Origin of the sequence: Rhizobium sp. NZLR1b, assembly GCF_019685155.1 — a bacterium.
Classification (GTDB): domain Bacteria; phylum Pseudomonadota; class Alphaproteobacteria; order Rhizobiales; family Rhizobiaceae; genus Rhizobium.
This window is the reverse complement of record NZ_JABDWC010000021.1, coordinates 1-13,500: the sequence shown is the minus strand read 5'-3', so window position 1 is coordinate 13,500 and position 13,500 is coordinate 1. Positions and strand designations below refer to the sequence as shown.

Below are 13,500 nucleotides of genomic sequence, written 5' to 3'. Positions count from 1 at the left end.
AAGAAAATCCTTAAACCTACCGATTACTCGGTATTTTTAAGATGTCAATCGGGCAAGCCTGATGTATGGATGAAGAGCACCGGAGAAATCAGTTGAGGCGCGCGCCGATCGCCGCTCCAAGAGGCAGGCAAGAGACGATGGCGGAATTATCAGAACAGAAGACCGGACAGGACGAAAAGCGGCAGCGTCGATCCACCAAGGGCGAAGCCCGCCGCGCGGAAATCCTGACGGCGGCGATGCGGCGCTTTGCCGAAGACGGCTACCAGAATGCCGCCATCGCCGACATCGCCCGGGATGTCGGCCTGTCGCTGCCCGGTCTTCTGCACCACTTCCCGACCAAGGTCGATCTCCTGCTCGCCATCCTCGCCAGGCGCGATCTCGAAAGCGCGGATTTCATCGGGCACTACCGCTCCGATCTCAGCGGCCTGCTCAAGGGCATGATTGCAGTCTTCCGCCGCAACGCCGAAATGGTCGAGGTGGTCAGGGCCTTCGCCATCCTGAATGCTGAGAGCCTGATGAAGGATCACCCCGCCAAGCCATGGTTTCTCGCTCGCGCCACCCAGATGCAGAACGATGTCGCCTCGACCTTCGAACGAGCCATCTCAGATGGCACGATCGACGCCAAGATCGATGGCGAGGCGATGGCCGCCGAACTGATCGCCGTGATGGACGGCCTTCAGATGCTCTGGCTGCGCGATCCCACCCGCTTCGACATGGTCGGCGGCCTGGAAGCCTATGTCGGCCGGCTGTTGGCAAGCCTCGGTTTGGAAGACTGATTGGATTTATCTTCCATCAAGCCGGGCCAACCAGTTCACGATGCCGCTTACGGCTTCGCGATACCTCTGCCCGACCAGCAAACCCGTATATCTCGCACCCTGAATATCTATACGTGCCGCCAATGTGCCGCGCTGTCGCCCGGCCTCGTCCTCACCGCCGCATCGGAGCGGCGGTGCGGGCTCTCCCAAGAAAGCAACGTCAGGCCCTTTGCAGTCTCCAGGTCCTGATTTCGAACGGCATGATGTCGGCGGGTCCTTTCCGCTCCATCGGCTCTTCGAGAATGTTCAACGGCTGCGAGGCCGACCATCCGGAAGGCAGGGCAAGGGAGAGGCGGCCGCGCCGGCCGGCGGGTTCGTAGAGGCGCAGGATCAGGCCATCGCCCTCCTCGGCCGGCTTCAGGCCCGAGAAGGCGACAGGGGTGCCGGCGATGGTGAGTGGCGCGAAATTGCCGGCGGAGAGATCCTTGGCTTCGGTCGCGACGAGCGGCTGGTTGAGATCGATCGCCTCGTCGAGGACGCCGCCTTCATGCCAAGCGCCTTCATGCGGCATCAGCGCATAGGTAAAGCTCTGTTCGCCTTCGTCTGCCAGCGGATCAGGATAGATCGGCCCGCGCACCAGGCTCATGCCGATCACGTTGCCACGGGCGCTGTGGCCGTATTTGGCATTGTTGAGCACTGCGACGCCGAAGCCGGGTTCGCTGATATCGACGAAACGATGGGCGACGGCCTCGAACATTGCCTGCTCCCAGGAGGTGTTCGTGTGCGTTGCCCGCTCGACGAAGCCGAAGGCGCATTCGAACGTGGCCTTGCGAGCCCGGACGTCGACCGGGTTCAATGTTCGTAGCAGGGTGCGGCGGTCATGCCAGTCGATCGTCGTTTCGATATCAAGCCGTTTGGCGTTGGCTGTCAGCACATAGGTCTGGGTGACGCTTGAATTGCGGTATCGGTGGATGACGCGGATCGCCGCGCGGTGCGGGCCGCTTTCGACGAGGGCGATGCTCTCCGGCGCCTCAAGGCGGACGGCCTTTTCGGCATAATCCGCATCGATATCCCAGGCGTCCCAATTGCGCGGCTTGTCGGCCGGATAGACCCAGAGCTGGTTGGCCGAGCCGTCGACCGCTTGACGGCCCGTCGCCTTGTGGATGAGGCTCGCAACCGCGCCATCCTTGCCGATGATGACGGCGAGATGGTCGTTTTCGAGGCGGTCGGGACCGGCCTTCAGCCCACCCGCCGGCCGGAGTGCGCGCTTGTCGAAGACCGCGACGGATAAGGGGGCGACGATATCCTCGGCAGAGACGACAGTGCCGTCGGCAAACGTGGCGCTGAGCGCCCGCGGCGCAAGCGACGGATTGACAACGACGAGCGCATCAGCAATCCCGCCCTTCGGCAGATTGGCCGACAGCACTTGCAATGCATTTGCCTGCTCGTTCCTCGCATTGTCGATGACGCCATCGAGCTCCTGCTCCGCATCCTGATAGACTTCATGGATGCTCGAGCCCGGCAGAATGTCGTGGAACTCGTTCTTCAGCACCACGCGCCAATCCGCTTCGAAGCTTTTGGGCCTGTCGGCGCCCAGCAAATGCGCCAGCGACGCCAGAGTTTCAGCGGTGATCAGCGCCCGCTCCGCCTGGCGATGCTTGCGCTTGACGCCGCTTTGGCTCGTCAGCGTGGCGCGGTGCAATTCGAGATATATTTCGCCGTCCCACACCGGAAGGCTCTTTTCCCCCGCGGTGCGGTGCGCCTGCTCATAGAAGCTTTTGACCGTGCCCCAGCGCGCCTGCGGGATGGCCGGGAAATCACGCAACTGCACTTCGCGCTCGACCATTTCAGGCGTCACGCCGCCGCCGCCGTCGCCGTAACCTACAGCCAGAAGCGAGGTCTCATGCTGCGTCTTGCCGCGGAAATTCTTCCATGTCGGTACGTAGCAATCGGCCTGCACGAAGCCGTTATAACCTTGCATCGGATTGTCGAAGGTGTGGGTCAGCACCCGGCTGCCGTCGAGGCCCTTCCACCAGAAGATATCGGAGGGAATATGATTGGTCTCGCTCCAATTGACCTTGATAGTGAAGAAGCTGTCGATGCCGCCTTGCCTCAGTATCTGCGGCAGAGCGCCGGAGAAACCGAAACAATCCGGCAGCCAGCAGACCGTGTGGCGCGTGCCGAAGGTCTTTTCGAAATAGCGCTGGCCGTAGAGAACCTGGCGGACGAGGCTTTCGCCGGTCGGCATGTTGGTGTCGGGCTCCACCCACATGCCGCCGACGGTTTCCCACTTTCCTTCCGCGACCTTCTGCTTGATGCGTTCCAGAAGCTCCGGGTCTTCCTCTTCCATCTGCGCGTAATAATGGGCGGTCGATTGGTTGAAACGGAAATCGTCGGAACGCTCCATCAGCGACAGCGCCGTATTGAAGGTGCGCCGCATTTTGCGCCGCGTCTCGCGATAGGGCCAAAGCCAGGCGAGATCGATATGCGCATGGCCGGTCAGCAGCAATTCGCCATTCGGGGGAAACCGCTTCTGCAGCGCCTTCAATCTTGCCGTCAAAGCCTCGAAGGCAGAGGCCGCCGAAGCGCTCTGCTCGTCGGTCAGTCCTGCGGGATTTGCCTCAAGCTCCGGCAGTTCCCAGATCTTCTGCTGCATCACGGCGTCCGACGTGCGGGAGACATAAGCCGCCGTATCCGAGGGCCAGTCGAGGTTGCGAAGCGCATGCTCGGCCGCCTCCATCAGATGCGGCACGACGTCATGCTCGCCCAACACGTCGATCGCTTCGGTAACCTGCTTCAACAGAAGATGCAGACGATGCGCCGGACCGTCGAGCCAGATGAACCGGGCCTTGTTCAGCCTCGGCGCCCGGTTCGGCTCCCCGAACGGAAAGCGGGCGACGCTTTCCGTCGCAATCTGGAAGCGGCGCCCCTTGACCGGAAATTCCTGATGGTAGGGATCGAGGCCGAATGTCTCGCTCTGGCCATCGGGATAGCTCAGCGTGATCAGGCTCTCGCCGCCGAGATCGAGCTGCAGGCGGATATCTTGGAGAGGCCAGCCCGCCGGGGCTTCAGCGCTCGCGGCAAAATGTACGACGCCCCGACGATGCGGCCAATCCTGCTGATGGCCGATCGACTCGCCCTCAAATGTCCAACCCTCGATCGCCGCACTTTGTCGATCCCGCCAATGCGCCAGCTCGGCAATGCGGACTTTGAGGCCATTGAGGCGTTGGGTGATAGTCAGAGACATGGCTTATCCTGTTGAAAATCGACGGCGAACGATCCGGAATCATGGCTTAGGGCGATGAAGATGGTGCGACAGAGACCGCGAAAGCTCGGTCCCGCTCCTCCAAGAGTTCCGAGCCCGTTAGATTAAGTAACTTTGATTTCCCGTCAAGCCCGAAGGAAATTCATTCGACGCCATTCTTGTCGATGTCCCAATCTCATTTCCATTTATCCCAGCTTCCTTTCCCAATGTTCGATAAGTCGCTTCCACCCGTTCAAAAAGGAGGCGAACGAATTCTGCTGGCTGCCAAAGCACCGAGAGGGATGATTGCCCGTACGTCTTGAACCGTTAAATTTGGCGACGACCGCGAAACGGGCATGCCGTGCGCGGGTCGTGGACATGGCGCTGAAGCCTGGGGCGTTGACCAGGAGATAGACTCAGTCATAAGCCGTACGGCGGTGTGTACCGGCAACAGAAATGGCTATGTCCGGGTGGCGCCCGTGGTTCCCGCGTCCGCGCCAACAGCTCTAACTCCGTCCCATATATCGCCTCGAACGTCTTGGTGCCCTTATGGACGGCGTGACCATACGGAAGCGGCGATTGGGCGGAATGGTGATTGAAACACAGCGGAATCGCTTGAGAATGGTGGGCCCGTTGCCCATCCCCTGTCCGTCACGTGGGTGGTGGATTTCAGCCGGGGGCAGCACCGCTCGCCGGTATCGGGAAGCACCACGGTGCAGCCGAGGGCGGCGACGCGGGAAAGGTGCTGGCGATCGGAGGAATTCACCCCTAGATCCTGAAGGTAAACAGCTCATCTCGTCAATCTGGACGAGAACACGCCAACATGCATAATGCATCACGTGGTGGGGATTATTTTAGGCTCAATTCGACTTAGGTGGGGGATGCCTTTGGTGACTTCTCCCTAAAGGTGCCGTCATTGCGCGTTCCATTGCAGTGAACCGCGCCGGCTTTGCCGGAGACCCCAACTCGTGAGAAGTAGGGTCTATGACAAGCAAGACGACGAACAAATTCTCTCCTGAAGTCCGCGCCCGCGCCGTTCGGATGGTGACGGAACATGAAGCCGAGCACTCATCGCGCTGGGCGGCGGTATCATCGATAGCGGCCAAGATCGGCTGCTCGGCGCATACCCTCCATGAATGGGTGAAGAAGGCCGAGGTCGACAGCGGCAAGCGTGCAGGTTTGCCGAGTGACGTGGCGGAGAAGATGAAGGCTCTGGAGCGGGAGAACCGCGAGCTTCGTCAGGCGAATGAGATTTTACGCAAAGCCTCGGCGTATTTTGCCCAGGCGGAGCTCGACCGCCCACTGAAGCGATGATTTCCTTCATCGACGAACACCGCTCGGTGCTCGGGGTCGAGCCGATCTGCAGACTGCTGCCGATTGCCCCGTCCACCTATTATGAGGTTATCGCCAAGCGCACGGACGTGGACCGCCTATCGGCCCGCGAACGGAATGATATTGCCATGAAAGTCGAGATACGCCGGGTGTTCAACGAGAACTTCCAGGTCTATGGCGTGCGGAAAGTCTGGCGACAGTTGCAGCGAGAAGGCTTCGATATCGCTCGCTGCACCGTCGCAAGGCTCATGAGAATGATGGGTCTTCAAGGCATCATTCGCGGCAAGCCAGTCAAAACCACCGTGTCGGACAGGTCTGCCCCATGTCCGCTCGACCGCGTCAATCGCCACTTCGAGGCTCCAGCACCGAACATGCTCTGGCTTTCCGATTTCACCTATGTCGCGACCTGGCAGGGCTTCGTTTACGTGGCCTTCGTCATTGATGCCTTCGCCCGCCGCATCGTCGGTTGGCGGGCAAGCCGGACTGCCCATGCAGGTTTCGTCCTCGACGCTCTGGACCAAGCACTTCATGATCGGCGGCCCATCCATCGCGGCGGGCTCATCCACCACTCCGACAGGGGCGTTCAAGGCAGATTCAACCGGTCGCCGCAACACCGCAAACTTGGAGGTGTTTATGGTGACGGGAAGACGAAAGTCGGAGCACTCAACGCGGCAAAAATTATCGTCGCCAGGTCGGCCACCTGTGTGGCAACGTGAGAACCTCTGCCGGTTCTGGCGAGAGGTGGCGGCGGGCTTGTCTAGCGAAGATGCCGCTGTGGAAGCCGGCGTTTCTGCGCCCGTTGGGAACCGCTGGTTTCGGAGTTCAGGTGGCATGCCTCCCACACATTTGTCGCCCTCAGCGGCACCAATCAAAAGCAGAAGCCTGACCTTCCGAGAGCGAGAGGACATAGCTTTGGAATGCGCTCGGGGTGCTGGCATCCGCGCAATCGCACACAAGCTGGGGCGATCGCCGAGCACAATCTCACGCGAGATCAGGCGCAACTCAGCGACCCGAAGCGGAGACTTCGACTATCGGGCCATTACCGCGCAGTGGCACGCTGATCGTTCAGCGCGACGGCCGAAAGCCGCAAAACTTGCAACCAACCTGGCACTTCGTGACTACGTCCAGGACCGGCTCGCGGGCCTTATTGCCACGCCGGGCGGCGTCGCCTTTGACGGACCTATCGTGGTATGGAAAGGACGACGGGCCGTTCATCGGCAAAGTCGACGTTGGTCCAAAGCCTGGAGCCCGGAACAGATCGCGCGGCGTCTGAGACTGGACTTTCCCGAGGACCCAACCATGCGTATCAGTCATGAAGCCATCTATCAGGCGCTTTACATCCAGGGCCGCGGCGCACTGAAACGAGAACTTTCGGCCTGCTTGCGCTCTGGACGGGCGCTGCGCTTACCCCGCGAACGTGCTCGTAACCGTGGCAAATCCTTCCTTGGTGATGCATTGATGATCAGCGATCGCCCCGCAGAGATTGGCGATAGGGCGGTCCCTGGCCATTGGGAGGGCGATCTCATTCTCGGTCTCAGCAGCTCCGCGATCGGAACGCTCGTAGAGCGCACGACGCGGTTTACAATGCTCCTACACCTGCCACGCATGGAACGTCATGGGATCGACAAATCCATCAAGAACGGTCCTGCTCTTGCTGGGCATGGCGCCGAAGCCGTCCGTGATGCTATCGCCGAAACCATCATGGAGCTACCGGCGCACCTACGCCAATCCCTGACTTGGGACCAGGGTGCCGAGATGGCTCAACACGCACAGCTTCGGATCGACACTGGCCTCGATATCTATTTCTGTGACCCTCAAAGCCCGTGGCAGCGCGGGAGCAACGAAAATACCAACGGCCTGCTGCGACAATACTTTCCAAAGGGCACGGATCTCAGCCAGCATAGCGCCGATGAGATCAACGCTGTAGCGCATGCTCTCAATAGCAGGCCCCGCAAAACGCTGGGCTGGCGCACACCTGCAGAGGCTCTCGACGGGTTGCTCAAATCAGATATGGTCAAGGGTGTTGCGGCGACCGATTGAATCTGCCCAATACGTGTCAATCAAGTATTCCGAGCGGCTGGCGGAGGCAGGCATCGAGCCGTCGGTCGGCAGCGTTGGCGATTCCTATGACAACGCTCTCGCCGAAACGATCAACGGCCTTTACAAGGCCGAGGTGATCCATCGCCGGGGACCATGGCGCAACTTCGAAGCGGTGGAGTTCGCCACGCTCGAATGGGTCGACTGGTTCAACCACCGCCGCCTTCTGGAGCCCATCGGAAACATGCGCCCAGTCGAGGCCGAGGAACGCTACTACGCCATGCTGGACGAACCAGCCATGGCCGCATAACTTAAACCAAACGGTCTCCGGCAAACCCGGCGCGGTTCAATGCGGCCGGCCCGCAGATCGTCTAGCACTTGGTTCGCATGAGCGAGGGGCGGCGGCGAAGGATCCGGTCGCTCTACAAGGCGAAGCGGACGACCTACCTGTTCGAGTACCATGGCCTTGAAGCTATTCTCCATTGGCAATATCGCCTTCGGAACGCTATCGCCCTCCCAAACGGCGGCGTCCGTCAAACGCAAGGATTGATGCGCGTCAAAGACCGCGCGCGCCGCCTCCGATAGCCTGCTTGGATAGGACCTTAAACCATGGCTTCATCCGAAGGACACGGACATGCGCGATGATGGCATCATCCATAAAAAGGAGACAACAGCCGCGACGCCGACCGCCGGGCTGGCCCCGGTCGAGCGGAACGCCACCGACCTGGTTCTCGAGCGCCGGGACGAGGATCGCTGGGAGGTGACGGTGGCAACGCCGCGAGGCTTGTCGTGGGTGAGAGATCTCTTTTGCTGCCCGTTGAGGCAGTCGTTCAACGGAGCCATGTGCCTCGACATCATGAGCGCCGACCGTCTCCTCAAGGAAGCCCACATCGAAGGTCTGACGACCGAGTTTATCGGCCTGTCTGGGAAGGACGTCTACTGACATGTATGCCACCGTCTGCGCCATCGGCCGAGGATCGTGACGCATGCTCCGGTTCATCGAAACCACCCGCATGTAGGTCGCTCCCGACGGGAGCCGTCACCCCGTTCTTGCCGCGGAGGGACCGACGTCTTCGATGGCCGGGCCGGACTGCTGCGGCCGGCGTTGCAGCCAACGCCGAGAACAGACTGACGGAGGCGCCGCGGTCGACCGTAACCGCCGTGGCGCTCGCACATTGACGCCTGAATGAGTCGCCGAGAGCACCTTTCGTACCGTCTGACAGCAAACGGACAGCTGGAGAATTCTATTGCTCGGTTCGTCGCCCGGTTGGGTGTAAGCAAAGGACCGCATGATTATGTTGAAACTGATGACCGCAGTCGCAATCGTCGCTTCAGTACCGGCACTGGCGTTGGCCAGCCCGAGTTGTACAAAAGAGCCGAAGTCCAAGTGGATGTCGGAGAACGCCATGAAGGCGAAGATCGATACGCTCGGCTACAAGGTCAAGACCTTCGAAGTCACGGGAAACTGCTATGAAATCTACGGCAAGGATAAGGAGGGCAAGCGAGCCGAGGTCTACTTCAATCCGGTATCCGGTGACATCGTGCAGAAGGGCGATTGAGCGATGACGGTGATCTCGTCGACGAAGGGGGGCGTATCGCCCTCCGACACCGCACAAAAGAGCGTCAAGGTCTGGGACCCGATCGTCCGTATTTTCCATTGGACCATTGTCACAGCTTGCACACTCAACCTTTTCATCCTGGAGGAAGGGAAATACTGGCATCGCATCACTGGTTACGTGGTGGCGGGAGCGATCATCGTTCGTCTCGTCTGGGGCCTTGTTGGCACGAAGCATGCGCGATTCACCGAGTTCTTTCCGACACCGCGCAAGGTCAAGGATCAAATCAGCGGGATCATTCAGCGCAAAGAGAAGCGATACCTCGGCCACAATCCGCTGGCATCGGTGATGATGCTCTTGCTTATCGCTCTTCTTGGGGCAACTGCCCTGACAGGCTGGATGACGACGTGGGACGCCTTCTGGGGCGAAAAATGGCTTGAACAATTGCACGGCACCATCGCCAACAGCATTATGGTTCTCGTCTTCGTCCACGCTGGCGCTGCTATCGTGGAAAGCTGGAGGCATCGAGAAAATCTCGTCTGGTCGATGGTTACGGGTCGAAAGAAGGCATGAGGATTCTGCTCATCGAGGACAGCGCCCGGCTTCGTGGGCTTCTTTCCGAGGCAATCCGGGATGAGGGTTGGAAGATCGACGCGTTCGAGACCGCACAGGAGGGACGCGTGGCCCTTCGAGAAGGGGAGTACGACCTGCTGCTGCTCGATCTCGGTCTCCCTGATGAAGATGGGATCGACGTTCTGAAGTCGCTCAGGGATGCGGGCACCCAGACGCCAGTGCTTGCCTTAACTGCAAGAGGTGCGATCGACGAACGGATCGCCGGACTTGATGCCGGCGCTGACGACTATCTGGCTAAGCCGTTCCACAACGGCGAACTCACTGCGCGGATACGCGCACTTATCCGCCGGTCGCCCGTCACATCCATGCCAGGATTGCTCGAATTGCTGATGCGCAATGGTGGAAAAGTTGTCGCCAAAGCCAGGATTGAGCATACATTCTCGGAATTTGGCGATGAGAGAAGCAGTAACGCTGTCGAACTGGCCGTATCCCGTCTCAGAAAGAGGCTAGAGAGGCACAATACCCACTTATCAATCGAGACGATCAGGGGCGTGAGCTATCTGATGCGTGAGGTGCGTGATTGAGCCAGTCGCGCGCGACGCTAGGGGCCATTCTCGCTCGCCGGATTGCGTTCTTCGCGCTCTTCGCCATGCTTCTGCAACTTGCCATCGTCTTCTCGGACTACTACTGGAATGTTGGTGAGCTATCTCGATTGTTCGTTGAGCAGGAAACAGAGCGGCTTGCGGCCGGGATCACAGTGGAAGAATCCAGCATTCGCTACCGTCTTCCAGATAGTGTGCAGCAACGTTACCATAAAGGAGACAGCGGTTATGTTGCCCGAATTCGTGCAGCAAACGGTGCGCTGGTGTTCCAATCGTGCGACGCCGCCTGTGAGGATCGCTTCCTCCCAACCGATGTGAACCCTCCGGACTTCTGGCTGCGATCTTTGGTACCTGGAAAGCCTCTGTCGCTGGTCGGCGGGCGGGCGTTCGTAATTGCTAATCAGCGCTTCCTCGTCGACATCGCGACAATCGGTGATCCCTCTGACATTATGTCTGACGTCCTCTGGAACGAGGTGATTGAACACCTGATTGTGCCGATGAGCATTCTCCTCGTGCTCGTACTTGGTGGAACCTTGTTGTCTGTCCGCCAAGCATTGCGGCCGGTCCGAGCTGCCGCAGATGCAGCCGACCGGATTGACCCTATGGATTCACGTTCGCATTTGGACTTCGACCAAATGCCGCGGGAAGTTGCGCATCTTGCAGCCGCAGTCAACCGCGCCTTCGAGCGCGTTGGCGAGTTGATGATGTCGCAGAAGGTCCTGACATCCGGGATCGCCCACGAAATCCGAACACCGCTTGCGGCGCTGAAGTTGGAACTCGGTCATATCGATGATCCCCGTGCCAGGAGGGCAGAAGCCGACCTTGATGACCTGGTGAACTTCGTTGCTCAGCTTACCGCCCTTGCTCGGCTCGACAGCGTTGATCACGGCATGTTCGAGGAGGTCGACCTCGTGGAGCTAACATCATCCGTCGTGGCGCAACTAGCCCCCTGGGTTTACGAAAACAAACATTCGCTGGAGTTCTTCAGTCAGGTCGAAAGCACCATATTCAGGGGTGCGCCTTCTCTTCTAAGAGACGCGGTTCGCAATTTGATCGAGAACGCCGTCAGGCACACCCCTGATCACACCGTGGTGATAGTTTGTGTGGGCAACGGCACCATCGCAGTCGAGGATCGCTCCCCCAAACTCTCGCCGCTTCATAAAAGCGCGTCCAGCCCCCCTGACAGCCTTGGGATCGGGCTGAAGATTGTCGGACGCATAGTAGAAATACATCAAGCGTCGTTCTCGACATCACGATCGAATTCTGGACATATCGTCGAATTGGACTTCCGATAAAGCGGTGCGCTTTGCACGATTTGCACTCAATACCGCGCGTTTCTGCCAGATTATGGGGTGATCTATGGCATTAACTCGTCGATCTTGCTCTGCTTGTGGCTATTGGCGGTAAGCGTCGCGGTCAGGTAGGCCAGCAGATCGACGGCGAGCTTGCAGATCTTGATAAGCGAGGCGATGATCGCCCAGTTCTCAGCCCCTGCGCCATGCCCGACAAAAAGAGCGTCCTTCCGTTTGAGAGCCGTCCCCCGTTCATTCCGCCCAAGTCGGCGATGAAGTGGAAGTTCATTACCCTTGGCATCCGTATTTCGGTCAGAAGGTCTGTGTTCGTCGCGTCGAGCGGTGGGCGACAGGTGAGTTTTTCGGGTCTTAGGTCCGACCGGTGTCGTAATCGCGATGGCCGGATGGATGATTAATCCTATGACCTGTGCCGGCAAGACGATGGGGCCGGCCCGTCGACACTCCCGCTTCGGTTCACGCGTGTGCGAGCAATCGGTTCCAGGTCATCGTTTTGATCGGCAAAGAAGTCGGCGCCAATCTCATCGCAATTGCCGCCGATTGGGACGTGTTCGGCTCGGTCGTAGACCATGCCGTTTAGCGCGCGCCCTGCTCCATTTTTCGTTCTGCGGACGACCGCTCGAGTCGCGCCAGGACGTCAGTTGGTGTCGGACGCTCTCCTTCCTGATACGCTCGTGACGGCGATGCCGTAAAAGACATGCGGCGACACTTCGAGCACGGGGAGCTCCTGGGGCTTCATGGAGCCGATCTCCCACCAGTCCATGTGCTTCTGCAGAAGCGACCAGGCCCGCATCCTTTCGCTTTGCCACACTCCGCTGTCCGGGAACTCTTCGAACCGGCCTTCGATGATGACGCTCGTCCACCCGTCGCCCGCCGGACGCTGTTCGACATGAAGGCAGACCTTGTCGTTCGCCCGCATCCAATCGAGCTTCCTGCCCGGCATCGTGAAACTGTAGGCGACACCGCCCGAAAAGGCGAAGTAGATCGCCGCGACATAGGGCTGGCCGTCCTTGCAGCACGCGAGATGACCAAAGCGCGCATTTTCAAGGATGCCGTAGCATTCGACCGGATTGATCTCCCTGAGCTTCATCGTCATGGCCATGCTCTCCCCTTATGTTTAAGGCAAGATGATAGGAGTTTCGTCGGAAGCCGCCTTGATCAAGCGCAATGCAAACGTCCTCTCGAGCCTTAACCTCAGGAGGCCCGCATGAAGCCGCAGCTCCTCCATCTTCCATTGTCGACCTGCCCCGACGCCAGCTCGTTCACCATCGTCGACAACGCGATCGATCTCGCCCGTCAGCACGGCGCGGATCTCTTAGCGAGCATCCCGCAGGTACGGGTCCCGCCGATCCATCAGCCGTTCCCGACGACAATCGACGTCGACAGTTGGAGGGCGCAGGCGGAGACCTACAGCCGGGACAGCGGATCGTCGATCCAAAGCTATATAGCCGATGCGGTTTCCAAAACCGGGATCGAGGTCAGGATACGCGGCTTCGAGACCAGGGAGCCGTACGTCTATAATTCTTTCGCCGAGATATCGATGGTTCATGACCTGTCGATCGTGGAGGCCTGCGAGCTGACCCGCCAACTTTCCGAGACACTTCTTTTCGGAAGCGGCCGCCCGCTCCTGTTGTTTCCAACATCCAGCGTCTGCGCTCGCGTGGACACGGTTGCCATCGCCTGGGACGGCAGCGCGGCCGCGGCACGTGCTATCTCCTGTGCTCATCTCTTCATGGAGCGCGCGATGAAATTGCAGGTCATCTCGATTACTGACGACAAGCAGATCGACGAGGCGAACCGCTCGCTTTTGATCGCCTCGCTGAGGCACTCGGGGTTCGAGGTCGAGGATGTGCCGGTTCAAGCTGGGGGAGAGCGACTGTCTTATTTGTCAAGCGTTTTGCCATGGTCGTCCGTCCCTGATGATGGCATTGAGGATGGTGAGCAGCTTGCGCATAGTTGCGACGGTTGCGACGATCTTGGGCTTGCCGGCCGCGACCAGACGGTCGCGGAAGGCCTTGAGGTCGGGGTTGTACCGACTGGCGACGAGGGCGGCCATGAACAGCACAGCCCGCACCTTGCCGCGGCCGCCGC

General features: G+C 59.7%; 9 protein-coding genes, 6 pseudogenes and 1 other annotated feature. Of the genes and pseudogenes, 10 read left to right on the top strand and 5 right to left on the bottom strand.

The genetic code is table 11. The features are described 5' to 3' along the window. Nucleotides 1–137: 137 nt before the first annotated feature. The gene (locus tag HJB84_RS24895) at nucleotides 138–776 is read left to right on the top strand and encodes a TetR/AcrR family transcriptional regulator (protein ID WP_207584509.1); all 639 of its coding nucleotides are present in this window, start codon (nucleotides 138–140) and stop codon (nucleotides 774–776) included. Nucleotides 777–782: 6 nt separating this feature from the next. Here the strand turns inward: HJB84_RS24895 and HJB84_RS34160 are convergent. Beyond that, a pseudogene (locus HJB84_RS34160) lies at nucleotides 783–924 on the bottom strand (hydrolase); the annotation flags it as partial. A gap of 51 nt (nucleotides 925–975) precedes the next feature. Continuing rightward, on the bottom strand, nucleotides 976–4,002 hold the full coding sequence (locus HJB84_RS24890) for a glycoside hydrolase family 38 C-terminal domain-containing protein (RefSeq protein WP_221117180.1): 3,027 nt from the start codon (nucleotides 4,000–4,002) through the stop codon (nucleotides 976–978). Between the two features lie 981 nt (nucleotides 4,003–4,983). Between HJB84_RS24890 and HJB84_RS24885 the strand changes: the two are divergent. The 8 genes and pseudogenes from HJB84_RS24885 to HJB84_RS24850 form a co-directional block, all read left to right on the top strand. After that, nucleotides 4,984–5,918 (top strand): annotated as a pseudogene (locus HJB84_RS24885) (IS3 family transposase); the annotation flags it as partial. Beyond that, nucleotides 5,268–5,384: a sequence feature (AL1L pseudoknot), on the top strand. (Overlaps the previous pseudogene by 117 nt.) Before the next feature lie 46 nt (nucleotides 5,919–5,964). Then, nucleotides 5,965–7,371 carry an IS30 family transposase gene (locus HJB84_RS24880; protein ID WP_207584484.1) on the top strand — a complete coding sequence of 469 codons (1,407 nt, stop codon included), beginning with the start codon at nucleotides 5,965–5,967 and terminating at the stop codon, nucleotides 7,369–7,371. A gap of 4 nt (nucleotides 7,372–7,375) precedes the next feature. Then, nucleotides 7,376–7,678, top strand: a pseudogene (locus tag HJB84_RS24875) (integrase core domain-containing protein); the annotation flags it as partial. Nucleotides 7,679–8,002: 324 nt separating this feature from the next. Continuing rightward, the gene (locus HJB84_RS24870; RefSeq protein WP_221117179.1) at nucleotides 8,003–8,311 is read left to right on the top strand and encodes a hypothetical protein; all 309 of its coding nucleotides are present in this window, start codon (nucleotides 8,003–8,005) and stop codon (nucleotides 8,309–8,311) included. 349 nt (nucleotides 8,312–8,660) lie between these two features. Next, a complete protein-coding gene (locus HJB84_RS24865) occupies nucleotides 8,661–8,927 on the top strand; it encodes a PepSY domain-containing protein (protein ID WP_207585185.1) in 267 nt (88 codons plus the stop codon). 3 nt (nucleotides 8,928–8,930) lie between these two features. Then, a complete protein-coding gene (locus tag HJB84_RS24860; RefSeq protein WP_221117178.1) occupies nucleotides 8,931–9,497 on the top strand; it encodes a cytochrome b/b6 domain-containing protein in 567 nt (188 codons plus the stop codon). Next, the gene (locus HJB84_RS24855; protein ID WP_221117177.1) at nucleotides 9,494–10,081 is read left to right on the top strand and encodes a response regulator transcription factor; all 588 of its coding nucleotides are present in this window, start codon (nucleotides 9,494–9,496) and stop codon (nucleotides 10,079–10,081) included. The genes HJB84_RS24860 and HJB84_RS24855 overlap by 4 nt, the downstream gene beginning before the upstream one ends. Further along, nucleotides 10,078–11,394 (top strand): ATP-binding protein, encoded by a 1,317-nt coding sequence (locus HJB84_RS24850; protein WP_207584505.1) that lies wholly within the window; start codon nucleotides 10,078–10,080, stop codon nucleotides 11,392–11,394. Before HJB84_RS24855 ends, HJB84_RS24850 begins: the two co-directional genes overlap by 4 nt. A gap of 62 nt (nucleotides 11,395–11,456) precedes the next feature. Here the strand turns inward: HJB84_RS24850 and HJB84_RS24845 are convergent. After that, nucleotides 11,457–11,651, bottom strand: a pseudogene (locus tag HJB84_RS24845) (IS66 family transposase); the annotation flags it as partial. Nucleotides 11,652–12,046: 395 nt separating this feature from the next. Further along, nucleotides 12,047–12,505 (bottom strand): pyridoxamine 5'-phosphate oxidase family protein, encoded by a 459-nt coding sequence (locus HJB84_RS24840; protein ID WP_221117176.1) that lies wholly within the window; start codon nucleotides 12,503–12,505, stop codon nucleotides 12,047–12,049. Between the two features lie 111 nt (nucleotides 12,506–12,616). Between HJB84_RS24840 and HJB84_RS34015 the strand changes: the two are divergent. Beyond that, nucleotides 12,617–13,282: pseudogene (locus HJB84_RS34015) on the top strand (universal stress protein); the annotation flags it as partial. A 15-nt stretch (nucleotides 13,283–13,297) separates the two neighbouring features. Here HJB84_RS34015 and HJB84_RS24830 read toward each other — a convergent pair. Continuing rightward, nucleotides 13,298–13,500: pseudogene (locus HJB84_RS24830) on the bottom strand (IS110 family transposase); the annotation flags it as partial.

Excerpts from the sequence above, each read along its gene's own strand:
- HJB84_RS24895 (WP_207584509.1), top strand. The coding sequence starts at position 138 with ATGGCGGAATTATCAGAACAGAAGACCGGACAGGACGAAAAGCGGCAG.
- HJB84_RS24890 (WP_221117180.1), bottom strand. The coding sequence starts at position 4,002 with ATGTCTCTGACTATCACCCAACGCCTCAATGGCCTCAAAGTCCGCATT.
- HJB84_RS24880 (WP_207584484.1), top strand. The coding sequence starts at position 5,965 with ATGGTGACGGGAAGACGAAAGTCGGAGCACTCAACGCGGCAAAAATTA.
- HJB84_RS24870 (WP_221117179.1), top strand. The coding sequence starts at position 8,003 with ATGCGCGATGATGGCATCATCCATAAAAAGGAGACAACAGCCGCGACG.
- HJB84_RS24860 (WP_221117178.1), top strand. The coding sequence starts at position 8,931 with ATGACGGTGATCTCGTCGACGAAGGGGGGCGTATCGCCCTCCGACACC.
- HJB84_RS24855 (WP_221117177.1), top strand. The coding sequence starts at position 9,494 with ATGAGGATTCTGCTCATCGAGGACAGCGCCCGGCTTCGTGGGCTTCTT.
- HJB84_RS24840 (WP_221117176.1), bottom strand. The coding sequence starts at position 12,505 with ATGACGATGAAGCTCAGGGAGATCAATCCGGTCGAATGCTACGGCATC.